Annotated in this window: 17 protein-coding genes and 1 tRNA gene; 16 read left to right on the top strand and 2 right to left on the bottom strand. The window is 68.1% G+C overall.

The window, feature by feature from the left end; all coding sequences use genetic code 11:
* Positions 1-2 precede the first annotated feature (2 nt).
* From gatB to FJX73_02330, 14 genes are all read left to right on the top strand, one after another.
* Positions 3-1,490, top strand: a complete 1,488-nt coding sequence (gene gatB / locus FJX73_02395; protein ID MBM3469626.1) for an Asp-tRNA(Asn)/Glu-tRNA(Gln) amidotransferase subunit GatB — start codon at positions 3-5, stop codon at positions 1,488-1,490.
* On the top strand, positions 1,490-2,920 hold the full coding sequence (gene rlmD, locus FJX73_02390; protein ID MBM3469625.1) for a 23S rRNA (uracil(1939)-C(5))-methyltransferase RlmD: 1,431 nt from the start codon (positions 1,490-1,492) through the stop codon (positions 2,918-2,920). Before gatB ends, rlmD begins: the two co-directional genes overlap by 1 nt.
* 79 nt (positions 2,921-2,999) lie before the next feature.
* Positions 3,000-6,488: a DNA polymerase III subunit alpha gene (locus FJX73_02385; protein ID MBM3469624.1), complete on the top strand. Its 3,489-nt coding sequence runs from the start codon at positions 3,000-3,002 to the stop codon at positions 6,486-6,488.
* Entirely contained in the window at positions 6,419-7,213 is a 795-nt protein-coding gene (locus FJX73_02380) for a DUF881 domain-containing protein (protein MBM3469623.1), read from the top strand. The genes FJX73_02385 and FJX73_02380 overlap by 70 nt, the downstream gene beginning before the upstream one ends.
* Before the next feature lie 100 nt (positions 7,214-7,313).
* A tRNA-Leu gene (locus FJX73_02375) sits at positions 7,314-7,400 on the top strand.
* Between the two features lie 85 nt (positions 7,401-7,485).
* On the top strand, positions 7,486-8,031 hold the full coding sequence (locus FJX73_02370) for a sigma-70 family RNA polymerase sigma factor (protein ID MBM3469622.1): 546 nt from the start codon (positions 7,486-7,488) through the stop codon (positions 8,029-8,031).
* 7 nt (positions 8,032-8,038) lie between these two features.
* Entirely contained in the window at positions 8,039-9,223 is a 1,185-nt protein-coding gene (locus FJX73_02365; protein MBM3469621.1) for a DUF4349 domain-containing protein, read from the top strand.
* A 69-nt stretch (positions 9,224-9,292) separates the two neighbouring features.
* The gene (locus FJX73_02360) at positions 9,293-10,042 is read left to right on the top strand and encodes a hypothetical protein (GenBank protein ID MBM3469620.1); all 750 of its coding nucleotides are present in this window, start codon (positions 9,293-9,295) and stop codon (positions 10,040-10,042) included.
* A gap of 24 nt (positions 10,043-10,066) precedes the next feature.
* Positions 10,067-12,754, top strand: a complete 2,688-nt coding sequence (polA, locus tag FJX73_02355; GenBank protein MBM3469619.1) for a DNA polymerase I — start codon at positions 10,067-10,069, stop codon at positions 12,752-12,754.
* Positions 12,755-12,765: 11 nt separating this feature from the next.
* Complete coding sequence (locus tag FJX73_02350; protein ID MBM3469618.1) at positions 12,766-13,368, top strand: dephospho-CoA kinase; 603 nt, start codon at positions 12,766-12,768, stop codon at positions 13,366-13,368.
* A gap of 151 nt (positions 13,369-13,519) precedes the next feature.
* Entirely contained in the window at positions 13,520-14,398 is an 879-nt protein-coding gene (locus tag FJX73_02345) for a GntR family transcriptional regulator (protein MBM3469617.1), read from the top strand.
* Positions 14,395-14,928 carry a type 1 glutamine amidotransferase gene (locus FJX73_02340; GenBank protein MBM3469616.1) on the top strand — a complete coding sequence of 178 codons (534 nt, stop codon included), beginning with the start codon at positions 14,395-14,397 and terminating at the stop codon, positions 14,926-14,928. Before FJX73_02345 ends, FJX73_02340 begins: the two co-directional genes overlap by 4 nt.
* 65 nt (positions 14,929-14,993) lie before the next feature.
* Positions 14,994-16,016, top strand: coding sequence for an ABC transporter substrate-binding protein (locus FJX73_02335; GenBank protein MBM3469615.1), 1,023 nt, complete (start codon positions 14,994-14,996; stop codon positions 16,014-16,016).
* Positions 16,017-16,198: 182 nt separating this feature from the next.
* Positions 16,199-18,313, top strand: a complete 2,115-nt coding sequence (locus FJX73_02330) for a copper amine oxidase N-terminal domain-containing protein (GenBank protein ID MBM3469614.1) — start codon at positions 16,199-16,201, stop codon at positions 18,311-18,313.
* A 10-nt stretch (positions 18,314-18,323) separates the two neighbouring features.
* Here FJX73_02330 and FJX73_02325 read toward each other — a convergent pair whose 3' ends face one another.
* Together FJX73_02325 and FJX73_02320 are read right to left on the bottom strand one after the other, a co-directional pair.
* The gene (locus FJX73_02325) at positions 18,324-19,328 is read right to left on the bottom strand and encodes a hypothetical protein (GenBank protein ID MBM3469613.1); all 1,005 of its coding nucleotides are present in this window, start codon (positions 19,326-19,328) and stop codon (positions 18,324-18,326) included.
* A gap of 10 nt (positions 19,329-19,338) precedes the next feature.
* Positions 19,339-20,901 carry an ABC transporter substrate-binding protein gene (locus FJX73_02320; protein MBM3469612.1) on the bottom strand — a complete coding sequence of 521 codons (1,563 nt, stop codon included), beginning with the start codon at positions 20,899-20,901 and terminating at the stop codon, positions 19,339-19,341.
* Between the two features lie 126 nt (positions 20,902-21,027).
* Here FJX73_02320 and uvrB point away from each other — a divergent pair, with 126 nt between their 5' ends.
* Complete coding sequence (uvrB, locus tag FJX73_02315) at positions 21,028-23,154, top strand: excinuclease ABC subunit UvrB (GenBank protein ID MBM3469611.1); 2,127 nt, start codon at positions 21,028-21,030, stop codon at positions 23,152-23,154.
* Positions 23,144-26,023 carry an excinuclease ABC subunit UvrA gene (gene uvrA / locus FJX73_02310; GenBank protein MBM3469610.1) on the top strand — a complete coding sequence of 960 codons (2,880 nt, stop codon included), beginning with the start codon at positions 23,144-23,146 and terminating at the stop codon, positions 26,021-26,023. Before uvrB ends, uvrA begins: the two co-directional genes overlap by 11 nt.
* Positions 26,024-26,029 lie beyond the last annotated feature (6 nt).

The raw sequence follows: 26,029 nt of genomic DNA, 5'->3' as shown, positions 1-26,029 counted from the left end.
CCATGGATAGGCCTGAGCCCACGGATCCGACCGGCACCGGCGACGGAACCCGCGAGGTTGTCATAGGGCTCGAGATCCACGTCCAGCTCCTGACAGCGTCCAAGATGTTCTGCGGGTGCGCGACGGAGTTCGGCGCGCCTCCCAACACGCTCGTCTGTCCGGTGTGCCTTGGCCTGCCGGGATCACTGCCCGTGCTCAACCGGAAGGCGGTGGAGCTGGGGCTGCGCGCGGCGGTGGCGCTGGGTTGTCAGGTGCACTCCAGCAGCCGGTTCCACCGGAAGAACTACTACTATCCCGATCTGGCGAAGAACTACCAGATATCGCAGTACCAGTACGCCGATCACCCTCCGCTGGCGACCGGTGGCTCGCTGGAGATTCCATCCGGCGGCCGGCCGCGGCGTGTTGCCATCCGCCGCGTCCACCTGGAAGAAGACACCGCGCGCCTCGTCCACCCCCCTAGCACCGGAGGCGCCTCGCCCAGTCTTGTGGACTACAACCGGTCGGGCGTGCCGCTGATGGAGATCGTGACCGAGCCCGACCTCCGCTCTCCGGGCGAGGCCCGCGAGTTCCTGAACGCGCTTCGCCGCCTGCTTCAGTTCGCTGAGGTGAGCAGCTGCCGGATGGAGGAAGGGACGCTGCGCTGCGATGCGAACCTGTCACTCCAGTTCCCAGGCGGCCCGCCAGGAGTGCGCACCGAGGTGAAGAACATGAACTCGGTCCGCGCAGTGGAGCGGGCGCTCGCGTTCGAGGCCGTCCGGCAGCGCGAGGTGCTCGCCCGAGGGGAGACCGTTGTGCAGGAGACGCGGCACTGGGACGAGCGGCGCAGCGTCACGTTCGCCTCGCGATCGAAGGAGGAGGCCGAGGACTACAGGTACTTCCCGGAGCCCGACCTCGTTCCCCTGGACGTGGACGGGGCGTGGGTGGCGGCCATCCGCGAGGCGCTCCCTGAACTGCCCGCGGCGCGCCGCGATCGGCTGATCGCCAACTTCGGACTGCCGCCCTACGACGCCGACCTGATCACGGCTACGCCGGCGATGGCCAGGTTCTTCGAGGAGACGGTGGCCCTGGGGCCGCCGCCCAAGGTGGTAGCCAACTGGCTGTCCGGCGCGGTGGCTGCCTACCTGAACGAGCACGGCGTGGAGATTGACCAAATCGCGCTCACCCCAGCGCGTCTGTCGGCCCTGCTCCGGCTCGTGGAGGAGGGAACCGTTAGCGGCCGGACCGCGAAGGACATCCTGGTGGAGATTATCGCCCGCGATCAGGAGCCCGAAGCCGTCGTGGAGGCCCGGGGCCTGCGGCAGATCAGCGACGAGGCCACGCTGCGCGAAGTCGTGGACCAGGTCATAGCCGGTCACCCCGGACCCGCGGCCGAGATCCGCGCAGGCAAGGTGCGCGCGCTGCCGTTCCTGGTGGGACAGGTGATGCGTGCCACCGGCGGCCGCGCCAACCCGGAGGTGGCCAACCGCCTGCTACGGGAGCGGCTGTCCTGATGCCGCGCACCGCCCGCCTTGTTCCCAGGGCAGGGCCACCCACGCGGCATCCCCGGCGTGGCGGCCTGGGCACGTTGCACGTCGGCGAGCGGTTGACGGTCCGCCTATCAGCAATGGGCCCGGACGGCGTGGCCGTAGCGCGCCTGGGGCCTGTCCTGCTTGCGGTGCCGTTCGGCGTGCCCGGCGAGGAGGCCGTGGTCGAGGTGACCAGGGGCGGCCGCCGCGCCCAGGGCCGCCTGGTGGCGCTGCTGCGCAAGTCGGCCAGCACCGTGGTGGCCCGGTGCCCCCACTTCGGCCGGTGTGGTGGATGCCAGTGGCAGCACCTGCTGCCCGAGGCGCAGCGCCGCCTCAAGACCACGCTCGTGAAGGACTTCCTGAAGGAGCACGCCGGCATCCACCGCGACGTCGTGCGCGAGACCGTCGGGGGAGATGCCTGGGCGTATCGCAGCACCCTCCGCGCGGCGTTCGCCGAGAGAGAGGGAACCGTGGTCGTCGGCTACCGCGCCATCGCCTCGGACCGGGTGATAGACATCTCCCAGTGTCCTGTGCAACACCCTGCGAACGAGGCGATCCTGCATGCCGTCCGCGGCGCGGTGCGCGCTCTCCGGTTGCCGATCCACGACCGGACGAGCGGCACCGGCCTCGCGAGGGGCGTGCTGGGACTGGCGTCATTTGCCACCGGGGAGGCGTTGCTGACGCTATCTATCGCGAGGCCCCTCCGGGATGCGGCGCCGCTTGTGCACGCCATCGCTGGCCGGGTGAGCGGGCTTGTCGGCATCCTGAGCACGGTCCAGCCAGGACCGGCCCCAGAACTGCTGGGACCCCGGCTGCGCCTGCTCTGGGGTCGCGACAGCATCGTCGAGGAGGTTGCAGGGCTTCGGGTGGTGCTGCGGCCGGCCACGGAGATACCTCCCAACCCAAGCGCCCTGCCCCTGCTGATTGAGGCCGTCCGGCAGGCCGCGGCGCTCCGCGCCAACGAGACCGCGCTCGACCTAACTGCCGCGACGCCGCTGCTGGCGCTGGCGCTCGCTCGAGACGCCGCCCAGGTGACCGGTGTGATCCCCAACCGCCAGGCGATGACCGACGCCTGGAAGGCGGCCGAGTGGAACGGCATCGCCAACGCTGTGTTCTACGCCCGCAACCCGCTCCGGGTCCTGGCGAAGATGGCCACCCGCGGCCGCCCGGACGCCGTGGTCGTGACCGCCCGGGGCCCCGGCCTCGACGACGCGACGGTCCAGAGTGTGGCTTCAGCGCGCGTTCCTCGGGTGGTGTACCTGGCGCGATCGCTGGCAACATGCGCGGGTGATCTCGTCCGCTGGGGGCGGGTCGGGTATCAGACCGTTGCCGTGGAGCCGGTGGACGTGCTGCCGCAGACCGGCCACGTGCACGTCGTTGTGACGCTGCGTCGAGGCCGGGCGCAGCACTCCTGAAGCGCGACACCTCTGTCAACGGCACCTCTGCCAGCGACACCTCCGCCGCCTGAGCCTGTGCTACAATGCCCGTGAGCCCATGTCCGATCCCTTTGTCCACTGCCATCTGCACACCGAGTTCTCCCTGCTGGACGGTGCCGCCCGCATAGACCAGTTGATGCGCGCTGCCTCCGGGATGGGGATGCCGGCGATCGCGATCACCGATCACGGGACCATGTACGGCGCGGTGGAGTTCTATCTTCGGGCGCGCCATCACGGCCTCACCCCGATCCTGGGCGTCGAAGCGTACGTGGCTCCCCGCCGCCACAGTGACCGCGACCCCAGGCTCGACTCAACCCCCTACCACATGGTCCTGCTGGCGACCGACCTCGAGGGCTATCGCAACCTACTGCGTCTGACCACCGTTGCGCACCTGGACGGCTTCTACTACAAGCCGCGCATCGATCGCGAACTCCTGGCCCGACACAGCCGAGGGCTGGTGGGGCTGTCGGGTTGCCTGCAGAGCGAGGTTTCGCGCGCGCTAGTTCGCGACGACTACGCCGCGGCCCGCGAGGCGGCCGCTGCCTACCGCGAGATCCTGGGTCCGGGCAACTACTACCTGGAGGTGCAGGACCACGGTCTCCCGGAGCAGCAGGTCAACATCCGGGGCATGCTCCGCCTGGCCGCGGAACTGGACCTGCCGCTAGTCGCGACGAACGACGTCCACTACGTGCGCCGCGACGAGGCCGATGCCCAGGACGCGCTGATGTGCATCCAGATGAACGTGGCGCTCTCAGCCACGGACAAGCCCAGGATGGGCGATACCCCCGAGTTCTACCTGAAGAGCGCCGAGGAGATGGCGGCGCGGTTCCCGGGACTGGGCCAGGCGTTGCGTGCGCCGCTGGAGATCGCCGGCCGCGTTGGGCTGGAGCTGGAGTTGGGCAAGCTCAAGCTCCCGCACTTCCCGGTGCCGGAAGGCGAGACGCCCGACGCCTACCTGCGGCGGCTCTGCGAGGAGGGCCTCCATCGCCTGTACGGCCGACCCACCCAGGCGCAGCGCTCACGCCTCGACGAGGAGCTGCGCGTGATCGCGCTGATGGGCTACGCCGCTTACTTCCTTATTGTCTGGGATTTCGTCTCGTTTGCGCGGCGCCGGGGCATCCTGACCACCGTCCGCGGATCGGCCGCAGGTAGCCTCGTGCTCTACACGCTGGGCGTCATAGATGTGGACCCGCTTCACTACCGGCTTCCGTTCGAGAGGTTCCTCAACCTCGAGCGGTACACGATGCCGGATATTGACGTGGATTTCATGGACAGCCGGCGCGACGAGGTCATACGGTACGTGATTGAAAAGTACGGCGCCGACCACGTGGCGCAGATCATTACCTTCGGGACCATGGGTGCCCGCCAGGCGGTCCGGGACATAGGCCGGGTCATGGGGCTGCCCTACTCGGATGTGGATCGGATCGCTAAACTAATACCCTTCAACGCGGCCCTCGACGAGGCCCTGCGGGCCGACCCCGAGCTGCGCCGCTCTTCCGAGGAGACGCCCGCGGTCGGCCGCCTGATCGGGCTGGCTCAGAAGCTGGAGGGCGTAGCGCGCCACGCCAGCACCCATGCTGCGGGCGTAATCATATCGCGCGACCCGCTGATTGATCTCGTGCCGCTCCAGCGCGCCACCAAGGGCGATCTGGTGATGACCCAATACGACATGGGGGCAGTTGATCAGATCGGGCTCCTCAAGATGGACTTCCTGGGCCTTTCCTACCTGACGATCCTGGACCGGGCCCTCAAGATCATCGAAGCGGTGCGTGGGGTTCGGATTGACCTCAAGGCCATCCCCCTTGACGATCGGGCCACCTTCGATCTGCTGTCGCGCGGCGAGACCGTGGGCATCTTCCAACTCGAAGGCGCGGGCATGACCCGTCACCTGAAGGAGCTGAGGCCCACCCGGATAGAGGACATCATGGCGATGGTGGCCCTGTTCCGGCCCGGGCCGATGGCCAACATCCCGTCCTACATACGCCGCAAGCACGGGCAGGAGCCGATTTCCTACCTGCATCCCTCGCTGGAGGCGGTGCTGGGTGAGACCTACGGCGTGATGGTCTACCAGGAAGACGTGATGGCGGTCTGCCAGGCGGTGGCCGGCTACACCCTGGCCGAGGCAGACGTCCTGTGCTACGCGATACGCAAGAAGATCAAGGACAAGCTGGAGGCCCAGCGGGAGCAGTTCATTGCAGGTGCCCGCAAGCGCGGCGTGTCCAAGCGGAAGATAGATCAGATATGGGAGCAGTTCGAGCCGTTCGCGCGTTACGGCTTCAACCGGGCGCACGCGGCGTGCTACGGGTTGATTGCCTACCAGACCGCGTACCTCAAGTCCAACTTCCCCGCCGAGTACATGGCCGCGGTGCTGACCACCGAAGCGCAGGGACAGGACTGGATGGCCAAGGTCGCGGCCGCGGTCTCCGAGTGCGAACGCATGGGCATCCGCGTGCTACCCCCGGACGTGAACGCGTCGGCGGACACCTTCACCGTGGCCGGCAACGCTATCCGGTTCGGCCTGGCCGCCATCAAGAACGTCGGCGGCGGCGCGGTGGAGGCCATCGTGAGGGCGCGCACGCAGGGGGGTCCGTTTTCGTCCCTCGAAGATTTGGTGATGCGCGTGGACGGTCGCGTCGTGAACCGGCGGGTGCTGGAAAGCCTGGTGAAGGCCGGTGCCCTCGACTCGCTGGGCCGTACTCGCGCCACGATGCTGCGGCAGGCCGAAGCCGTCCTGGCCGGCGGCCAGCGCCAGGCACGGGCAGGGGCACAGACCGGGCTTTTCGACGCGGGCGAAGTCGCGCCGCTATCTCCGGTCGTAGCGCAACAGGCCGGGGTCGAGGAATTCTCCAAGGCCGAGCTCCTGGCGATGGAGCGCGACATGCTCGGCATGTACGTCTCGGACCATCCCCTGACGCACGTCCGCGACGCGCTGGCCGCGCGCGTGACCGCAACGGTCGCCCAACTGCCGGAACTACGTGATCGGAGCGACGTCGTCATCGGAGGGCTGATAACGGCACTGAAGCGCACCACGACGAAGAACGGCGCCGCGATGGCCTTCCTGACGCTGGAGGACGCCACCGGCAGCGCCGAGGTGATCGTGTTCCCCAAGACGTACGAACAGAGCCACGCGGAGATTCGCCGTGACGCGATCGTGGTTGTGCGCGGGCGCCTGGATTCGTCCGAGCAGCAGGTGAAGGTGCTGGCCGACGCGGTATCTGCGCTCGTGGCCGGTCCGTCAGGGCCAGGTCCTCAGGGCGAGGCGGTGCTGCACGTCCTCGTGGACGCCGACCGGCACGGGGAGGAGGGGATGCGCCGCCTGCGGGACCTGCTCGCGCGCCATGGCGGTGACCGCCCGGTGCTGTTGACGGTGGTCTCGGAGGGCAGGCAGGTGCGGATGCAGGCTCGCGGTATCAGCGTGGTGGCAGGCGCCGAGGTCGTCGAGGCCGTCGAGGGGCTGCTGGGCCCGAAGACCGCGTCATGGATTCCGGCGCGGTCCGCATCCGAGACAGGCAGCCGCGCCAACGGCACAGGAGGAGTTCAGCCATGAGAGCGCGACCCTTCGGGCGTGTCAGCGGTCCGCAGGTTGTTGCGGCGGCGGTGCTGCTGGGAATCGGGTTCCTGTTTGTGGTCCAGTTCAGGGCAAGCCGGTACCTGAGCGCGCAGCCGGAGGTGCCCACCCGCAACGTGTACGCTCTGGCGACGCTGCTGCGGCAGGAGCGCGAGGTGCGGGTGGCGCTGGAGCGCAAGGTTGGTGAGATGCAGCGGCGACTTGCAGAGTACGAGCAGGCCACCGTAGAGGGCCGCACCCTGGCGGCGGCGATGAGCAAGGAACTGGAGAGCCTCCGCGTGCTCGCAGGGCTGAAGCCGATGAAAGGCCCGGGGATCGTCGTGCGCCTTGAGGACGCCAAGAGCAACCCGGCGGGCAGCAGCCCGGTTGTTGTGACCTACCAGGATCTGGTGAGCGTCATCAACGAGCTGTGGGCAGCCGGCGCGGAGGCCGTTGCCGTGAACGATCAGCGGGTAATAGCCACCACCGGCTTCGGCCAGGTCGGGGGGACCGTGGTGGTAGACTTGGCACGGCTCACGGGCCCGTTCACGGTCGTGGCGCTGGGCGACCCGGCCACGCTGGAGGGTGCTCTCAACATCCGCGGAGGGCTGCTGGAAGGCCTGCGGGCCCTGGGGTTGGGTATTACGATCAGCCGGCAGGGCGAACTCAACGTGCCCGCGTACAGGGGCGCTCCCAAGTTCGAGCATTCCAGGCCAACGGAGTAGCAGGGCAGGGGGGCGGCTTACCCATTCAAGCGTTCGCCGAATTGAACGCGGCCAGACCGACGTGCTATTATTCCTGTTGGTCGTTGGGCGGTTGGTGCGAGCCGGGGTGGTGAAACAGGCAGACACGACGGCCTCAAAAGCCGTTGGGGGAAACCCCTTGCGGGTTCAAGTCCCGCCCCCGGCACCAACAAGGCCCCCTCCCCCCCGCGGCCGGGAACCTTTTCCTCGCGGTCCCGTCTAACGGTTGACAGGATGCAGGCGAGGAGACCTGAGTGACCCCTGATGAACGTGACCTGATCCACCGCTCCCGCGCCGGCGAGATCGAAGCGTTCGATCTGCTGGTTCGTCTCCACCAGGATCGGGTCTACAACCTGGCCTACCGGATCACCGGGAACCGCGAGGATGCCTCCGACGCCGCGCAGGATGCTTTCGTGCGCGCCTACCAGGCCCTGCCCCGGTATCGCGAGGACGCCGCGTTCTCGACCTGGTTGTACCGCATCGCCACGAACGCAGCGCTCGACCTCGTGCGCAGGCGGCCGGCGCATCCGGCGGTGGAACTGAGCGCCGAGTTCCGGGCGATCGACGATCCAGAAGCCGCGGCGAACCGCCGGGAGGTCACCCGGCGAGTGCACGCAGCGCTGGGCCGCTTGCCGGTGGAGTACCGCACCGCCGTCGTGCTGCGCGACCTGCAGGGGTTGGCCTACGACGAGATCGCACGCGTCCTTCAAGTTCCGTTGGGGACGGTGCGGTCGCGCCTGGCCCGGGGCCGTGAGGCCATGCGCGCGCAGTTGACGGATCTTGTCAGTGCCGAAGGGTGAGGGGCCGATGACCCACGAGGAAGCACGCACCCGGCTCGCGACGTTTCTTGACGGCGCGCTGCCGGACCATGAGGCAGCGCAGGTGGAGGCGCACCTTGAGGGCTGCTCCTCCTGCCGCGAGGAACTGGCGCAACTGCGCACGACCGTCACCCTGCTCCAGGAGGTGGAACCGATGCAGGCACCCGAGGGATTTGCCGCCGATGTGCGCCGCCGGATCGAGCGGCTCGCCCAGGCAACGCAGCACTCACCGTGGACGCGCCTGCGCGCGGCGCTGTCGTGGAGGAGCGGGTCCGGGTCGAGGATCCGGTGGTCCTGGGGGACCGTCACCGCGGCAGCGGCCGTGGTCATGGTGGGGGTCTTCGCGGTCAACCTGCTGCGCGATGCAGCGCCGCCCGGTCGCGTCGCGCGGGTCAAGATGCCGGCGCTTGCGCTGGACGTCTCGAAGGTTGACGAGGCAGCGCGCACGACAGCGCAGGCGGTTCCACCGGCTGCCGCACCCGGCGAGGCGGCCTTCCTGCGCCGGGTGATCCGGACCGGCCAGATGTCAATCGAGGTCGAGCGGTTCGACGCGGCCGCCAGCCGCCTCTTTGCCATCGCGGAAGGCGCAGGCGGCTTCGTGGCCGACTCCTCGTTCTCGGAGGAAGACGGCGTGCCCCGCGGCACGTTCGTCCTGCGCGTGCCGGCAGCCCGATTCAGCGAGGTCGTGGCGCAGGTAGAGAAGTTGGGCACCGTGCAGCGCCGGCAGATCAGCGGCCAGGACGTGACCGAGGAGTTCATTGACCTGGAGGCCCGCGTGCGCAACCTGACGCGCCAGGAAGCGCGGCTGCTGGCGCTCATGGACCGCGCCACCAGGATCCCCGACCTGCTGGCCATCGAGGGCGAGGTGGCACGGGTACGCGGCGAGATCGAGCGCCTGACCGGCCGCCTGCGCTTCCTGGCCAACAAGGTGGATTTGGCCACGGTGCAGGCCGAGGTGAGTCAGAAGCCGAAGAAGGGCTCGGGCGGGTTCTGGGACTTCACGCGGACGCTGGAGCGCGTCAAGACCGCGTTCACCAACACCATCCGGCAGATGCTGGGCGCCGTCGAATGGCTGGCGGCGCTCGCGGCGGCGGCGCTGCCCGTGGCGCTGCTCGTTGCGCTGGCGTGGTGGCTGCTGCGCCGCGGTTCTCGCCGGGCGGGTAGGACTTCCTGAGGTAGGGTAGAACATCCAGCGCTGTACGGCCTCCTCGGGCACAAGGGGGAACCGCCCATTCAGCGTCCGGTGTCTGGGTACTGCTTCCGCTCTGGGCTGCTGTCGTGCCGGATGAAGGCCGCTCCTGATCACGCATTCGCTTTCATTGCTCTCCTTCTGGTCCTCGTAACCCGCGCACCGGCCGCGTGGGCCCACGGCGACCTCCGGTGGACGACGCTCGGCCCCACGGAAATCCAGCGCCTGACCGCCTCCCAGGCCGCCTTCGAGTACGCGCCCTTCCTCCCGGAACGCCTGCGGGCCGCCCGCCTGGTGCAGCAGGCCGACGATCATCTCCGCTTCGACGCCGACGGCGGTGGGGTCTGCGAGGGGCAGGCAGACCTTATAGGCGTCCGGGCGGCTGCGCGATGGTACGCTGTCGTCGGGCGTCGCAGCAGCGAGGCAGCCGGTCCCGGCGGAGGTCACGAGCAGGTCGACACGCTTGCGATGGACTGGACGGGCCGTGGCCGGGCGTCGCTGGTCCTCATCGGGCACACACCGCTCGACCGGGTGAAGACGAGGCTGTTCACTCTTCACGTGGACCTTGACGACAACGGCGTGCCCGACCTGCGGATCGAGATGGAACCGCCTCGGGCCTTCTACTGGGTTGTCGCCTACCATTACGGGGACGCCGCCCTGCGTCCCGGCTTTGCGGAGGCTGTTGACAGGTGGCGTGGCCGCCTGGCCCACCAGATGGTCCGCGCCTTCTACGAGGCCGAGTACTTCTTCCACCACGGTCCGGAGTTCGTCGCCGCCTTCCCGACTGCTCAGCGATGCCCGTAGCCGCCTGCTATACTACGCGCGGTGATGTCCATGCCCGGCAAACTCATACTCCTGGACAGCAACGGCCTCATCTACCGCGCCTTCTTCGCGCTGCCCTACCTGACCACCAGGGACGGCCGGCCGACCAACGCGGTCTATGGCCTGACGGCCATGGTCTTGAAGGTCCTCGAAGAGGAACGCCCGGACTACATCGCCGCTGCCTTCGACCGGCCGGGTCCGACCTTCCGTCACGAGCAGTACGCCGAGTACAAAGCACACCGGGAGGCCATGCCCGACGACCTGCGGCCGCAGATCGGGTTGAGCAAGCAGGTACTCGAAGTGCTGCGGATCCCGGTCGTCGAAGCCGAGGGCTTTGAGGCCGAGGACGTCATTGCCACGATCGCACGGCGCGCCGAGGCCGAGGGCATGGAGGTGCTGGTTGTCAGCGGAGACCTCGACACCCTGCAGCTTGTGGACAATCGCACCCGTGTTATGGTCACCGGCCGGGGTGCCTCCGAGGCGGTTGTATACGACGAGCAGAAGGTGCGGGAGCGTTTCGGGTTCGGTCCAGCACAGCTTCCGGACTACAAGAGCCTGCGGGGCGACCCCAGCGACAACATCCCGAGCGTACCCGGCATCGGCGAGAAGACCGCGAGCGCGCTGATCCAGCAGTTCGGCAGCGTAGAGGCGCTGCTCGACCGCCTCAGTGAGGCGCCGCCCAAGATCCGTGCGGTCCTGGAGGGCGCAAGAGACCAGGTGGTGCTGAGCAAGCAACTGGCGACGATCGTAACCGACGCGCCCGTCGAGGTTGATCTGGAAACGCTCCGCCGCAGCGAACCGGACAGCGGCCGCCTCGAGGCGCTGTTTCAGGACCTGGAGTTTCGGGGATTCCTCCAACGGCTGCGCCCCCGCGCAGCGCACGAAGAGCCCGCGCCCACAGCAGGGGTGGTTCCTGCGGCAGCGGCCGCTGTCTCCACTTCCAGAGCCATGCGGGTCACGGTGCAGGCGGCGACTCCCGAGGGGATCGCGGCGTGGGCGCGCGCCGCCGAAGAGATCGGCGTGGCGTTTCTGCGGGAGAGCGGCCACCCGCTGACAGCCCGTCTGCGCGCGGTGGGCATAGCGGCCGAGGGTCAGGCGGCCTGGCTGCCGCTGGACGGAGGAATTCCCTCACCCATCCGTGCCGTGCTGGAGGATCCCGCGATCCGCAAGGTGAGCGCCGACCTGAAGGCCGACCTGCTCGCTCTCGGACGGGAGGGCGTGACCCCTGCCGGCTTCGACTTCGACGTTGGGATCGCGTCGTACCTGATCAACCCGGGCAGGCGCACGCACACGCTGGCCACGGCCGCCCGCGAGTTCCTCGGGGAGGATCTGCCGGAGCCTGATCTCGACGCCGGCTCCGACCTGGTCCTCGATCCCAGTGCAGGTGCTTCGGTTGCTGCGGCTGCGGCCGCCCTGCTGCGGCTGCGCCCGGTGCTCGATGAGCGCATGCGCGAGCAGGGCGTGGAGGGACTGTTCAGCGACGTCGAGATCCCCCTGGCCGGGGTGCTGGCGGCGATGGAGACGGATGGCGTTGCCACGGACCTCCCATACCTGGCCGCGCTCGGCGAGGAGCTGTCCTCGCGGCTGAACGCGTTGGCCGCCGAGATCTACGCCCAGGCAGGCACCGAGTTCAACCTTGGCTCCCCCAAGCAACTTGCGTTTGTGCTCTTCGAGAAGCTCCAACTTCCGCCGCTGAAGCGGACCAAGACCGGCTACTCGACCGACGCCGAGGTGCTGGAGAGTCTGGCGCCACGGCACGAGGTTGTGGCCAAGATCGTGACGCACCGCGAGCTGAGCAAGCTGAAGTCCACGTACGTGGACGTTCTGCCCCGCCTGGCCGACCCCAGGACCGGACGGGTGCACACCACGTTCAACCAGACGCTGGCCGCCACGGGCCGCGTGATCACCGAGCAGCCCAATCTGCAGAACCTGCCGATCCGCACCGAAGAGGGCCGCAGGATCCGCCGCGCGATCATCGCGCCGTCCGGGTCGCAGCTCCTCAGCGCAGACTACTCGCAGATTGATCTGCGGGTGCTGGCGCACATCACCCGCGATCCAGGCCTGGTGGATGCCTTCGAGCGGGGCGAGGACATCCACGCCGTCACGGCGGCTGAGGTCTTCGGTGTCGCGAGCGGCGCGGTGACCCCCGAGCTGCGGCGCCGGGCCAAGGCCATCGTATTCGGGGTCGCCTACGGCATGAGCGAGCACGGCCTGGCCGGCCAGCTCGGCATCCCCCGCGAGGAGGCACGCAGCTTCATTGGCCTCTACTACGCCCGGTTCCCCAGGGTGCGGGAGTACATGCTGCGCATAGTGGAGGAAGCCCGCCGGGACGGTTTCGTTACGACGGTGCTGAACCGTCGCCGCTACCTGCCCGACCTGCAGAGCCGCAACCGCGCGGTGCGCGAGGCCGCGGAGCGGGTGGCGATCAACACGCCGATCCAGGGATCCAGCGCCGACATCATCAAGCTCGCGATGCTGGAGATCGTCAGGCAGGTGTTGCCGGCGTTCCCCGGCGCGCGCATGACCCTGCAGATTCACGACGAGCTGCTGTTTGAGGTGCCCGAGGCCGTCTCGGTGCGGGTCGCGGAACAGGTCCGGGCCGTGATGGAGGCGGCGTTCCCGCTGTCGGTACCGCTGGTTGCCGAGGCCAAAGCAGGCCCGAACTGGGCCGAGATGCAGCCGGTCGCACCGTGAGCCGGAACATCGTGCGGGTGATCGGGCTCACCGGCGGGATCGCCAGCGGCAAGAGCCTGGTGGCGGGGTTTCTCCGCGAGATGGGCGCGCACGTGATTGACGCGGATGCCATCGCGCGGGAGGTGGTTACGCCGGGCACCGAGACCCTCCGCGAGATCGTCGAGGCCTTCGGCCCGTGCGTACTGGCCGCCGACGGCACCCTGGACCGCAAGGCGCTGGCGGCGCTCATCTTCAGCGACGCCGATGCCCGCGCACGGCTGAACGCGATCACGCATTCCAGGATTCGCAGTCGCATCGAGGAGGAGATTGAGGCCTTGCGGTCTGCGCGTCCTGGGGCCACGATTGGCGTGGATATCCCACTGCTGCTGGATGTGGCGCCGGCCGAGGCCTTCGCGCTGGACGGCACGGTCGTTGTCACCGTGGACGAGGCCACGCAGATCGCCCGCCTCGCGGCCCGCGACGGCATCACCGAGGAAGCCGCCCGGCAGCGGCTGCGCGCTCAGCGTCCACTCCGCGAGAAGGTCCCCCTGGCCACATGGGTCGTGGACAACAACGGCTCGCCGGAGGCGACCCGGCAGCAGGTCGAAGCCCTCTGGCGCGTCTGGCACCCCTGAGTTTCTCCGTCTGCCATCAGCATCCCGCGATCGCCCGGCCGAGCACATCAACGTGGTGCGGCAAGTATTGTAGGGATGTTATAATGTTAGTGCTTCTTTGTCGTCGGCCGGGTCTGCCTCTCATGCTGCGACTGGCGGAGGGTGAGAAGACGTGAAAGAGCCGGTGAACGCCTCTCTTGATTCCTGCCATCCCATAGACCGCAGCACGCAGGTCCCGTTCTACCGGCAGATCAAGGACTCGCTCAAGGACAAGATCGTGAGTGGTGTGTGGCCTGCTGGCACGAGGCTTCCTTCCGAAGCAGATGTCTGTCGGGCCTTCTGCGTATCGCGAGTCACGGTCCGGCAAGCGCTCTCCGACCTGGCGACGGAAGGCCTCGTCAAGCGGGAACGTGGACGGGGCACCTACGTGGCCGAGCCAAAGATCCGGGAACGACTGGTAGGGCGCCTGACGGGTTTCTACGAGGACATGGTGGCTCAGGGCCTACAGCCACGCACACGAGTGCTCAGCCAGTCAGTAATTGAAGCCCCGCCTGCATTGGCAGAGACCCTCGGCGTCGCCCCGGGGGCGCCCGTGATTCGCATCGAGCGCCTGCGGACGATCGGGCGCGAGCCCATGCTGCGAAGCGTCACGTGCATTCCCAAGTACCTGTGTCCGGATCTAGTTGGCACCCGCGAGGAGATTGAGAGGGAATCCCTCTACGCCCTGTTGGAGAGGAAGTACGGGCTTCGCATTGCTCGCGGCATTCGGACGATTGAGGCCATCGCCGCTTCCGAGAACGACGCGCGTCTACTGGGGACGACCAAGGGGGCTCCTCTGGCGCTGGTGAGGAGCACGAGCTACCTGGATGACGGCCGCCCCATCGAGCATTACGAGGCCAAGCACCGGGGAGATCGAAGCCGCTTTGAAGTCGTCGTGGTGCGAACCCCACATGGAGTGGTCCCTCCGCCCTTGGGCGGACAAGTGGGCGGACGGGGGAATGGCAGGGATGTCGGCACGGAAACAACCGGCGTCGGGGGTGAGAACGGATGAAGCTGACTGGCAAGCGTGTGGCCGTGTTCCTGGAGAAGGAATTCGATGCCACCGAGGGATTGTATCCGATCATGCGCTTTCGGGAGGAGGGAGCGGAGGTTGTTGTGGTCGGGACGGGGAGCGCGAATGCCTATCAGTCGCGGCAAGGGCTACAGATAGACGTTGACAGGACCGCCGCAGAATTGAAGGGAGACGAGTTTGACGCTCTGGTGATCCCTGGCGGATGGGCTCCCGACAAGCTCCGGCAGTCGCCGGATGTCCTACGCATGGTGCAGGAAGCCTGGGCAGCCCAGAGGGTCATAGCAGCCATCTGTCACGGGCCTTGGGTGCTGATCTCTGCAGGGGTGTTGAAAGGGCGTACGGTCACCTCGTACCAGGGCATTCGCGACGACGTGACCAACGCAGGGGCCCAATGGGTTGAGCGGCGAGTCCTTCGGGACGGGAATCTGGTGACGGCCATGAAACCCCCGGACACGGGAGATTTCTGTCGGACCATCATCGAGGCGCTAACAGAGGGGCGCTCCGCCTAATTGGGATTGGGCGTGGTGGGAGAACACAGGAGCATCGCCAGATCGTGAAGGAGGGAGGAGACGTGATGAGGCGGTTCTTGCTGGCAGGAGTAGTCTGCGCGCTCGCGGCCCTGGGTGTGGCGGAAGCAGGGCCTGCGCCCGGGCGAGTCAACATTCTCTGCGTGCCGGACCTGGCCTGGTGCAATGAACTCAAAGTCCAGTTCCCGCGCGCAACGGGTATCACCCTCGACTTCATCCGGATGAGCGCTGGGGAAGCATTGGTCCGGGTACGGGCAGAGAGGGCCAACCCCATCTTCGACGTTTGGTTCGGCGGAACGGGTGATCCGCAGTGGGTGGCTTACGAGGAGGGGCTGACCGAGTTCATCCGGCCGCGCAACTGGGATGAACTCCGATCTGAAATCCGAGAGGTCGTCGCGGGCAGGTACATCCCCCTGTACATGGGCATACTGGGTTGGGCGTTGAACCCGCGCCTGCTGCGCGAGCGGAACCTTCCGGAGCCCAAGACCTGGAAGGACTTGGCCGATCCCCGCTACCGGGGGCTGGTCTCCTACCCGAACCCCACGACTTCGGGCACCGGGTACACGATGCTGGCGACCGTCGTGCAGGTGTACGGTGAGAGCGAGGCGTTTGAACTGCTCAAGCGGATCCATCCTAACGTGGCTGAATACACGCGGGCCGGGACGGCCCCGGGCGTGTTGGCAGGCCGAGGTGAAGTCGCCATAGGCATCACCTTCAACCACGAATCGGTATCACAGATCCTTAGGGGCTTTCCCATCACCTACGGATCGGCACGCGATGGAACAGGCTACGAGATCGGCGGCGTCAGCCTGATCAAGGGCGCGCCCAACCGGGCCAATGGCATCGCTTTCATCGAGTGGGCGTTGACTCCCGAGGCGCAGCGACTGGCCTACGAGGTGGGTGAGTCATATCAGATCCTATCGAACGCGCGGACGCCTGTCTCCCGGCTGTCGCCTCGCTTCCAGGATTTCAACGTGATCAAGTACGACTTCGCGCGATTCGGGAAGACGGAGGTCAGGAATCGCCTGCTGGAGCGCTGGCTGAAGGAGATTTTCCCGCTGCCCAAGTAGGCGCGCATAGCCTGCCGCCGCGGTCGTCCTCCGCCGAGAGCGGCGCACGCGGTCCTTCTGGTTTGAGGTGGCGGAGCCCTCTCAAGAGGGCTCCGCCTCTCCCGGCCCAGGGCCCGAATGCGAACTTCCAGGCCCGCCCCCCCGTAATGTAATCGAGGAGAAAGATCCCCGGAGGAGACACGATGGCGTTGCGAGTCGTGGCTATGGCGTTCGTCATGGCGGCGGGCGTGCTTCCCCACCCGGCCGAAGCGCAGGCGGTGAGGGTCGTCGCAGACGGGCAGGTGGTCGCCTTCGATCAGCCCCCGGTGGTAGTGGCCGGGCGCGTGCTGATCCCTCTGCGCGGGGTCTTCGAGCGGCTGGGGGCCCAGGTCGAATGGCAGCCTGATCCCGGACGGGTGGTCGCGCGCCACGGCGCCACGGTCGTTGTCCTGCAGCCGGGAGTCCGCCGTGCCCTGGTGGATGGGCGCACGGTCCTGCTCGATGTGCCGCCCATGGTGCTGGCCGGCCGAACGCTTGTGCCCCTGCGGTTCGTGGGCGAGGCCCTGGGAGCCAGCGTGAACTGGGATCCGGCCGGGCGCATCGTGCACGTGACATCGGCGCGCTATCCGGCCCCTCCGCCGGCCGCAGCGCCACTGCCCGGGCCGCCGGAGCCGGTCCGGCCCCTGCCGGTCATCCCGCCTGCGCCGCCGGAGCCGGTCCGGCCCACGCCTGTTGTCCCACCGACGCCGCAACTCGTCTCTGTCGAAGGCACGGTTGCGCAGGTGGATCCGTACGCGCTCCCGGCACGCCTGCATGTGGCCGCCGACGGGATGATCTGGAGGTTCGCCGTGACCGCAGCCACCACGATCTTCCTCACCGAGGTGTCCTCGGGCCGCAGCGGTTCGGTCTCGCTCGATCAGATACGTCGGGGAGATTCCGTGCGCGTCACCGCTGATGCCCTTGGGCAGGCGCTGTCGGTGCGCGCCTACTACAGAGCGCTCACCGGATTGGTGGAGAGCATAGGATCCCGGGTGATGGCGCTCGGCGACGGCCAGATCCTGCGAATCGCCGGGGAGGCCGCCTTCTTCCTGGACGGCCGCCAGGTCACCTGGGACCTGCTGCGCCGCGGCATGGAGGTGGAGCTCAGGGCGAATCCGCAGACCGGCGACGTGTGGGAGATACGCGCGCGCACTCCGACCCCGCCGCTGCCGATCCCGCCTGTCCCGATGCCGCGCCCGATCCCGACGCCGATCTACCCTCTCCCGCCCAGGATCTACGGCGCCTACATCAGCGACCACGGGCCGCTTGGAATCGGAGCCACGCTGGTAGTGACGCTGCGGGGCACGCCGCGCGGGAGCGCCTGGTTTGACATCGGCCGGATCGAGCGAGGCGTGGGAATGGTCGAGGGTCCCCTGGGAACGTACACCGGCCGCTACGCGGTGCGGCACGGAGACACGGCGTCGCGGGCGGGCGTGACCGTCCGCCTGCGCGTGGCAGGCATGGAGATCGAGATGCACGCGGGTACGGTCGTGATCGACGGCCTGCCCCCTGAGTTCACGCGCCGCTCGCCCGAACCCGGCTCCGTGGTGAGCGAGCGTCAGCCCACGATAATCCTGGGACTGGCCGAGCGTGGGCCTGCCGGTCTCGACCCGGGGAGCTTCCGGCTCTGGGTCAACGGACGCGAGGCGCGCCCGGTGGCGATCACCGAGACCAGCGCCCTCTACTCGCCTGCCGACCCACTCCCGCAGGGGCCGAACCGCGTCCAGGCGCGCGTCGCCGACCTGGCGCGCAACGAGGCCACGACGAGCTGGACCTTCACCATCGAGCCGACCCGGCCTCCCACGCCCACGCTGCGGCCCACTCCCCCGCCCAGGCCCGAGCCCACGCCCGTGCCCACGCCCACACCCTGGTCTCGACCCACGCCTGGGCCTGCGCCCACACCCACCCCTCCGGTGATCGCTCCGCCCGGCCCATCCCCGCCGGTGCGTCCTGAGCCGCCGGCGCAGCCTGCGCCGCCGGTCATCGTTGCGCCGAGGCCCGGCGACGCCATCGACTCACCCCTGCTTATCAGGGGGACAGCGGCCGGGGCAGCCCAGGTGAAGGTCACCGTAGAATACGCCCGCGGCCGGGCCGATGGTCACGCCGTGCTGATCGGGCCGATCAATGTGCCGACGTCCGGTCAGGGCGCCTGGGAGGCGCGCGTGCACCTTGCGCCGCCGCCGCGTGCGGGCGACCGGCTGACCATCACGGCGGTGGCCGTTGGCGCCGGAGGCGTCGAGTCAAGGCCGGCCCGTGTGGTGATCACGGTAGGGGAGTAGCGCCGGCTGGCTATCCGCTCTCCTCCACCGCGCTCCTCGCGGCCAGGAGGTGCGCATCCGGAACCTGGAGGGGCAGTACACAGCCCGGTGCCAGCATGTGGCGGGGCCCGCTACTGCATCCGCGCACCCGGTCGAGGGTATCGCGGACATCCTCACCGATCCGTTCCGCAGGGCCGTCTGACAGAACACCGCGCTCATCCAGTCCTCCTGCCGCAGCCCCCGAGCCCGTCCTCGTCAGGCCCTCACACAGATCAGGCGAGGTCCTGCGGTCGTGCCAGCTGACCATCGGAAGGGTATAGAACCGCGCCAGGTCGAATAGCGGCCGCTCGCCGTGGATGTGGGCTATCGACAGGTGCGGGCGGCCCCGCAGTGGTTCGAGGGCGACGAGGTCGTGGGGCAGGCAGAGCGTAGAGTACTCGTCCCAGGCCAGCAGGCCGTCGCCTGCCAGTTGCGTCGCGAAGAACACACCGTCGGCGCCCGCGTCCAGGCAGGCCGCGACGAAGGCGCGCTCGCTCCTCGCCACCTGCGACAGAATCCTGTGCGCGCTGTTCGGATCGGATCGGAGCAGCGCGATCCAGCGGTCCCGGCCGGCCGCTTTCGCGGCCGTCGTGCTCGGGCTGAAGATGGTCTGAAGCACCGCTACCTCGTGGTTGAGAGCCCGGCGGACCAGGCGCAGGCACACTAGCTCCCTGCCTCGGGCTCCCTGTTCAGGTGGCAGCGGGCGCTCCAGCGCGGCCCACCCTTGCTGGCCGTCTACCGGGCTTGCTAGCAGCCGCTTGGCGCCGGTTGTCGGGTCTGGATCGCCTACCTCGCAGCCGTAGTCCTCGGCTCCGTACATGCCGCTGGGCATGAGTTTGACGAGGTCGAGATCGAACTGCTCTTGAAACTCGATCATAGCCTCGGCAAGCAGCTCCGGATCGTGGTCTATCCTCGGGAAGTGGCGCCAGAAGGAGACAGGCGTCCGGTCGGGCCGGCGTCCTTCGACCGCTGCCAGCAGGCGCTCGCGCTTGGTCACGACCCCGGCCTCAGCGCTGTGGGTCCAGCCAGGTGTTCCAGAAGTAGTGGGATGGCATTCCCGCGTAGCCCTTCAGCTCAGGCCGCCTGCCGTGCATGAAGAAGCCCTCGCCGATCACGGTCATCGGGATGTCCTTCCAGAACAGCTCCTGTGCCCGTCGCCACAGGCCCATCCTCACCTTGGGGTCGCCGTGGCGGCGCATCAGTGCCACCAGCGCCGCCATGTCGCGGCTCTCGTACCATCCCACATAGGTGGGGCTGAGAGCCAGGTGGAGCGTTGGATCCGGGACAGCCGAGAAGTGGACCGGCGTGACATCCCAGCCCTCAAACCGGTTCCTGCGGGCCTGGTTCGTTGGCCAGTCCGTGACCTGGAGATCCACAACGAACCCCGCTCTCTCGAGCTGAGACTTGGCAACCGGGGCAGAGTTGAACGCCCAGAAGAAGTCGGAAATCACCAGCCAGCGGACCGGCTCGCCTCTGTATCCGGCCTCCTGGAGCAGCCGCCTGGCGAGCGCCGGATCGTTCCTGCTGTAGTACTCCTTGCCGGCGTCGGTCCACATGAAGTGCTCCTTGGGCAGCAGGCTGGGGTTCTGGCGGAAGAACTCCCTGTGCCCGTAGGTAGCCTGCAGGATCGCGGGCGCGTTCAGGGCCGCCGAGAACGCCTCGCGTATCTTTGGGTTGGTCATCATACCGGTGCGCTTGTTCAGCACGAAGGCCAGCGTGCTCGGCAGCGGCGCTCGCACCGGGACGATCGACGGCTCCCTGCGCAGCCGGTCGTATTCGTCGGGAGAGAGGATCTCGGCGAAGTCCATCTCGTTGCGCTGGATCTGGGCAGTGCGGACAGCCGGGTCCGGAACCGGGGTGTAGACGATTCCGTCGAGATGGGCCACCCGCTGCCCGCTCATCCCGTCTGGCCTCTCGGTGCGTGCCACGTACCTGTCAAACCGCTCCAGGCGGATGACGCGGTCGGGGATGTACTCGACGAAGCGGAACGGGCCAGTACCGACCAGCCGCTTCATGGGTACCAGGCCAGCTTCCTCGGCCATCTCCTTCGGGTAGATGACTGCTGGCTGAGCCCACCAGGCCAGGTCCGTGGTGAGGAGCACGTTCGGCTCCTTCAGCCTGAAGACGACCGTACCGGGGTCAGAGGCGCTCAGCGACTCCACGTTAGCGAACACCACGCGACCCCGGGTGCTCACCCTGCCCCATCGGTTGAGCGACGCCACAACGTCGTCGGCGGTCATCTCTCGGCCGGTGTGGAACAGGACCCCCCTGCGAAGGCTGATCGTGTAGACCCTCCGGTTCTGACTCACCGTGTACTTCTCGGCCAGCATGGGCACAGGCTCGAGCCGCGAGTTGATGGTGAAGAGGGTTTCGAGCGAGTGGTGCATGATGTAGGCTGCTATGAGCGCGGTCGTCGCGTGTGGGTCGAGTGTGGGGGGGTCACCTGCGAGCGCGAAGCGAAGCACGCCGCCCTTGCGAGGTAGTTGCGCGTACCCCGCAGGCAGGAAAGCCAGGAAGAGCGCGCAGGCCAGGACGGCGGAAGCGACGACTGCAGTGCCCGGTCTTCTCATCACGGTTGGCCTCCAAGATCCGGCATGTCTGAACCCTGATTCCGTCTCGGCCCCCCAACTCCTCCGTCTGGCGGCACCACCAGAGGACCGTGGAACGGGTCCCTCCCCGCTTGGTATACTATTTGTATGCCCTCCTTCGAGATGGTCACGGATCAGCAGCCGTGCGGCGATCAGCCCCAGGCGATCGCCGGCCTGGTGGCCGGAGTTCGGGCAGGGTGCCGCTATCAGACCCTGCTGGGGGTCACCGGCAGCGGCAAGACCCACACCATGGGCCGGGTCATCGAGCAGGTACAGCGCCCCACCCTGATCCTGGCGCACAACAAGACGCTGGCCGCGCAGCTCTACGGCGAGTTCCGCGAGTTCTTCCCGCACAACGCCGTGAGGTACTTCGTCTCGTACTACGACTACTACCAGCCCGAGGCCTACGTGCCGCAGACCGATCTCTACATCGCCAAGGACGCGGCGATCAACGAGGAGATCGACCGGCTGCGTCACGCCTCGACCAAGGCGCTCATGGAAAGGCGCGACGTCGTCGTGGTCGCCTCGGTCTCGTGCATCTATGGGCTCGGCCGGCCCGAGGACTACAAGGAGGTCATGCTTCTTCTGCGGAAGGGCGAGCGCCGATCGCGCGACGAGATCGTCCGTCGCCTGGTGGACATCCAGTACGAGCGCAACGACGTGGACTTCGCCCGCGGGCGCTTCAGGGTGCGGGGCGACGTGGTCGAGATCTTCCCGGCGTACGAGGATCGCGCCGTCAGGGTCGACCTCTACGGCGACGAGGTGGAGCGGATCGTCGAGCTGGACCCGTTGACCGGAGAGGTCTTCGAGAACAAGGACGCCGTGGCCCTGTGGCCGGCCAGGCACTGGGTTACCACGGAGGAGCGCCTGGGGCGGGCGCTGGCTTCGATCGGGGCCGAGCTGGAGGACCGCCTTGCCTGGTTCCGTTCTCAGGGCAAGCTGCTCGAGGCCCAGCGCCTGGAGTTCCGCACCCGGTATGACATGGAGCTGCTGCGGGAGGCGGGCACCTGCCCCGGGATCGAGAACTACTCACGGCACCTCGACGGCCGCGCGCCGGGCGAGCGGCCGGGCTGCCTTATCGACTACTTCCCGCGCGACTTCCTGCTGTTCGCGGACGAGAGCCACGTGACCGTGCCGCAGGTGAAGGGGATGCTGGAGGGCGATCGCTCGCGCAAGCGCACCCTGATCGAGTTCGGGTTCCGCCTGCCCTCCGCGCTCGACAACAGGCCGCTGGCCTGGGAGGAGTTCGGCGCGCTCGTCCCCCAGGCGGTGTTCGTTTCGGCCACGCCCGGCCCCTACGAGTTGGAGGTGAGCCAGCGCATCGTGGAGCAGGTCGTGCGGCCCACCGGCCTTGTGGATCCCCATGTCGAGGTGCGTCCGGCGCAGGGCCAGGTGGACGATCTGGTCGCCGAGATCAAGGCGCAGGTCGCGCGCGGTGAGCGCGTCCTGGTAACCACGCTGACCAAGCGCATGGCCGAGGATCTCAGCGCCTACCTGGCGGAGCTGGGGCTTCGGGTGCACTACCTGCACTCGGAGGTCGACACGCTCCAGCGCGTGCAGATACTGAAGGATCTGCGGCTCGGCGCCTACGATGCCCTTGTCGGGATCAACCTGCTACGGGAAGGGCTCGATCTGCCCGAGGTCTCGCTCGTGGCGATCCTTGACGCCGACAGGGAGGGCTTCCTGCGCTCCGAGACCTCGCTGATACAGACCATGGGGCGGGCGGCGCGGCACATCGACGGGAGGGTGCTCCTCTACGCCGACCAGGTCACCGACTCGATGAGCCGCGCGATCGCCGAGACCAACCGCCGCCGCGAGGTCCAGGTGCGCTACAACGTAGAGCACGGCATCACCCCGGCCTCGGTGTCGAAGCCGATTCGCGACATGATCGACCTGCTGCAGGTCTCGGAAGAGATCGAGGCCCACCCGCCGTCGGGCGAGCTGCTGACCGCCGAGGAACTGATACGGCTGGCCGAGACGCGGCGGGGAAAGGTGCCGTGGGAGGTGGCCAGGCTGCTGATGCTCTCGCCGGGCGAGCTCGAGCAGACCGTGGAGACGCTGGAGCGCGCCATGCGGCGCGCGGCCGCCGAGCTGCAGTTCGAGAAGGCCGCCGCGCTGCGCGACCAGATCGGCGAGTTGCGCAGAGGCCTGGGAGAGCCGTTCTTTGCCCCGCCGCGGCGGGGCGGCAAGAAGGCATCTGTCCCGCGGAGGAACGCGCGCCGTCATGCCGACTGATCGCATCGTCGTTCGCGGAGCCCGCGAGCACAATCTAAAGAACATCACCGTGGAGATCCCACGCGACCGGCTGGTGGTGCTCACAGGCATCTCCGGCTCGGGGAAGTCGTCGCTCGCCTTCGACACGATCTACGCGGAGGGGCAGCGCAAGTACGTCGAGTCGCTCTCGGCCTACGCGCGGCAGTTCCTCGGCCTGATGGAGAAGCCCGACGTGGACGGGATTGACGGCCTGTCGCCGGCCGTCTCGATAGACCAGAAGGGCGCCCCGCGCAACCCGCGCTCGACCGTCGGAACCGTGACCGAGATCTACGACTACCTGCGGCTGCTGTACGCCCGCGTCGGGCAACCCCACTGCCCGCAGTGCGGTCGCTCGATCAGCCGGCAGACCCGCGAGCAGATCGTGGACCGGGTCCTGGCGCTGGACGAGGGCACACGGGTGCAGGTGCTGGGCCCGATCGTCCGCGGCCGCAAGGGCGAGTACCGCCAGCTCTTCGAGGATCTCCGTCGGCAGGGGTTCGCGCGGGTCCGTGCCGACGGGTTGATCTACGACCTCTCGGAAGAGATACCGCTCGACAAGAACCGGAAGCACAGCATCGAGGTGGTGGTGGACCGGCTGGTCGTCCACGCCGACGTGCGCGCACGGCTGGCGGACTCGGTCGAGACGGCGCTGAAGCTTGGTCAGGGCATAGCGTACGTGGACGTGCAGCGCGACGGCAAGGGCGCAGCCCGATCTGGGAATGGCGACGGCCTGATGATCTTCAGCCAGCAGTTCGCCTGTCCTGAGTGCGGGATCAGCCTGCCCGAGATCGAGCCGCGCGTCTTCTCCTTCAACAGCCCATACGGCGCCTGCGCGACCTGCACCGGGCTGGGCTTCCGGCAGGAACTGGACGAGGCCCTCGTCCTCGACCGCGGCAAGAGCCTGCTCGATGGCGCTGTTGTGCCGTGGGCTGCTTCCACCAGTGACTACTACCAGGAGCTGCTCACCTCGCTGGCCGCGCACTTCAAGGTGGACATGAAGATGCCGTTGCGCCGCCTCCCCAGGGCATTCGTGGAGGTGCTGCTGCACGGGTCGGAGGAGCCGCTGCGGGTGCGCTACCACAACAAGTGGGGCGCGCTCCGCACGTACGAGACGCGGTTCGAGGGCGTGCTCCGGCAACTCGAGCGCCGCTATAAGGAAACCGACTCCGAGTACGTGCGCGAGGAGATCGAGCGGTACATGACCAGCCTGCCGTGTCCCGCATGCCGGGGGACCCGACTGAAGCCCGAGTCATTGAGCGTGCGCGTGGGTGGCCGCACCATCGCCGAAGTCACGGCCCTCGACGTACGCGCGGCGTTGGAGTTCTTCGCGGGGCTGTCCCTCTCGGAGCGCGAGCGTCTGATAGCCCACCAGATCTTGAAGGAGATCCGATCCCGCCTCGGCTTCCTGGTCAACGTGGGGCTCGGCTACCTGACGCTGGATCGCACGGCCAACACCCTCTCCGGAGGCGAGGCCCAGCGCATCCGCCTGGCGACGCAGATCGGCAGCGGCCTGATGGGGGTGCTATACGTCCTGGATGAGCCCAGCGTCGGACTGCACCAGCGCGACAACCGCCGGCTGCTGGACACCCTGCAGGGTCTCCGCGATCTGGGGAACACTATCCTTGTTGTCGAGCACGACGAGGAAACGATTCGCACCGCCGACTGGGTCGTGGACATCGGCCCGGGCGCCGGCGCCCAGGGCGGACACGTCGTGGTGACCGGTCCTCCGGAGGTCGTGGCCAAGCACCCCGACTCGGTGACAGGGCAGTACCTGTCCGGCCGGCGGAGCATCGCAATCCCGAAGCGGCGGCGGGCCGGGGCCGGCCACTCCCTGGTGATCCGGGGGGCGCGTCAGCACAACCTCAAGGGCGTTGACGTCCGCATTCCCCTGGGGATGTTCGTGGCGGTGACCGGCGTTTCGGGTTCAGGGAAATCCACGCTGATTGACGAGATCCTGTACCGGGCGCTGAGCAGCCACCTGTACGGCACGCGCGTCCGCCCCGGAGCGCACGATCGCATCGAAGGGCTGGAGCACGTGGACAAGGTGATCGAGATAGACCAGTCACCGATCGGACGGACGCCGCGCAGCAACCCGGCAACCTACACCAAGACGTTCGACCTGATCCGCGACCTATTCGCGCAGACGACCGAGGCCCGGGTCCGCGGCTACGGGCCGGGCCGGTTCTCGTTCAACGTGCGCGGCGGCAGGTGCGAGGCGTGTGAGGGTGACGGGATCGTCCGGATCGAGATGCACTTCCTTCCCGACGTGTACGTGCCGTGCGAGGTCTGCAAGGGGTCGCGCTACAACCGAGAGACCCTTGAGGTCACCTACCGGGGCAGGACGGTCAGCGGCGTGCTCGATCTCACGGTGAGCGAGGCCCTGGCCTTCTTCGAGGCGATCCCGCGCATTCGCCGCAAGCTGCAAACCCTGGAGGACGTGGGCCTCGGCTACATCAAGCTTGGTCAGCCGGCGACAACGCTGTCGGGAGGCGAGGCCCAGCGCGTGAAGCTGGCCACCGAGTTATCCCGGCGCGATACCGGACAGACCCTCTATATTCTGGACGAGCCGACCGTTGGGCTACACTTCGCCGATGTGGAACGGCTGCTGGGCGTGCTGCACCGCCTGGTGGACGCCGGGAACACCGTGGTGGTCATCGAGCACAACCTCGACATCATCAAGACCGCCGACTGGATCATAGACCTCGGCCCAGAGGGCGGCGAGGGCGGCGGCGAGGTTGTCGCAGAGGGACCGCCCGAGGCGGTCGCGCGTGCGGCCCCTTCGCACACGGGCCGGTTCATGCGACGCGTGCTCGGGAACGGGGCGGCTGTGCGCTCCGCCGCAGGGCGGTAGGATAGC

The organism is Armatimonadota bacterium (genome assembly GCA_016869025.1).
Taxonomy (GTDB): Bacteria; Sysuimicrobiota; Sysuimicrobiia; order Sysuimicrobiales; family Humicultoraceae; genus VGFA01.
Note: the sequence above shows the minus strand (reverse complement) of the source record. Positions and strands in the feature narration are given on the sequence as shown.

Coding starts and splice junctions, on each gene's coding strand:
- rlmD (MBM3469625.1), top strand. CDS start 1,490: ATGCCGCGCACCGCCCGCCTTGTTCCCAGGGCAGGGCCACCCACGCGG.
- FJX73_02335 (MBM3469615.1), top strand. CDS start 14,994: ATGAGGCGGTTCTTGCTGGCAGGAGTAGTCTGCGCGCTCGCGGCCCTG.
- FJX73_02320 (MBM3469612.1), bottom strand. CDS start 20,901: ATGAGAAGACCGGGCACTGCAGTCGTCGCTTCCGCCGTCCTGGCCTGC.
- gatB (MBM3469626.1), top strand. CDS start 3: ATGGATAGGCCTGAGCCCACGGATCCGACCGGCACCGGCGACGGAACC.
- polA (MBM3469619.1), top strand. CDS start 10,067: ATGTCCATGCCCGGCAAACTCATACTCCTGGACAGCAACGGCCTCATC.
- FJX73_02340 (MBM3469616.1), top strand. CDS start 14,395: ATGAAGCTGACTGGCAAGCGTGTGGCCGTGTTCCTGGAGAAGGAATTC.
- uvrB (MBM3469611.1), top strand. CDS start 21,028: ATGCCCTCCTTCGAGATGGTCACGGATCAGCAGCCGTGCGGCGATCAG.
- FJX73_02380 (MBM3469623.1), top strand. CDS start 6,419: ATGGATTCCGGCGCGGTCCGCATCCGAGACAGGCAGCCGCGCCAACGG.
- FJX73_02330 (MBM3469614.1), top strand. CDS start 16,199: ATGGCGTTGCGAGTCGTGGCTATGGCGTTCGTCATGGCGGCGGGCGTG.
- uvrA (MBM3469610.1), top strand. CDS start 23,144: ATGCCGACTGATCGCATCGTCGTTCGCGGAGCCCGCGAGCACAATCTA.
- FJX73_02385 (MBM3469624.1), top strand. CDS start 3,000: ATGTCCGATCCCTTTGTCCACTGCCATCTGCACACCGAGTTCTCCCTG.
- FJX73_02365 (MBM3469621.1), top strand. CDS start 8,039: ATGACCCACGAGGAAGCACGCACCCGGCTCGCGACGTTTCTTGACGGC.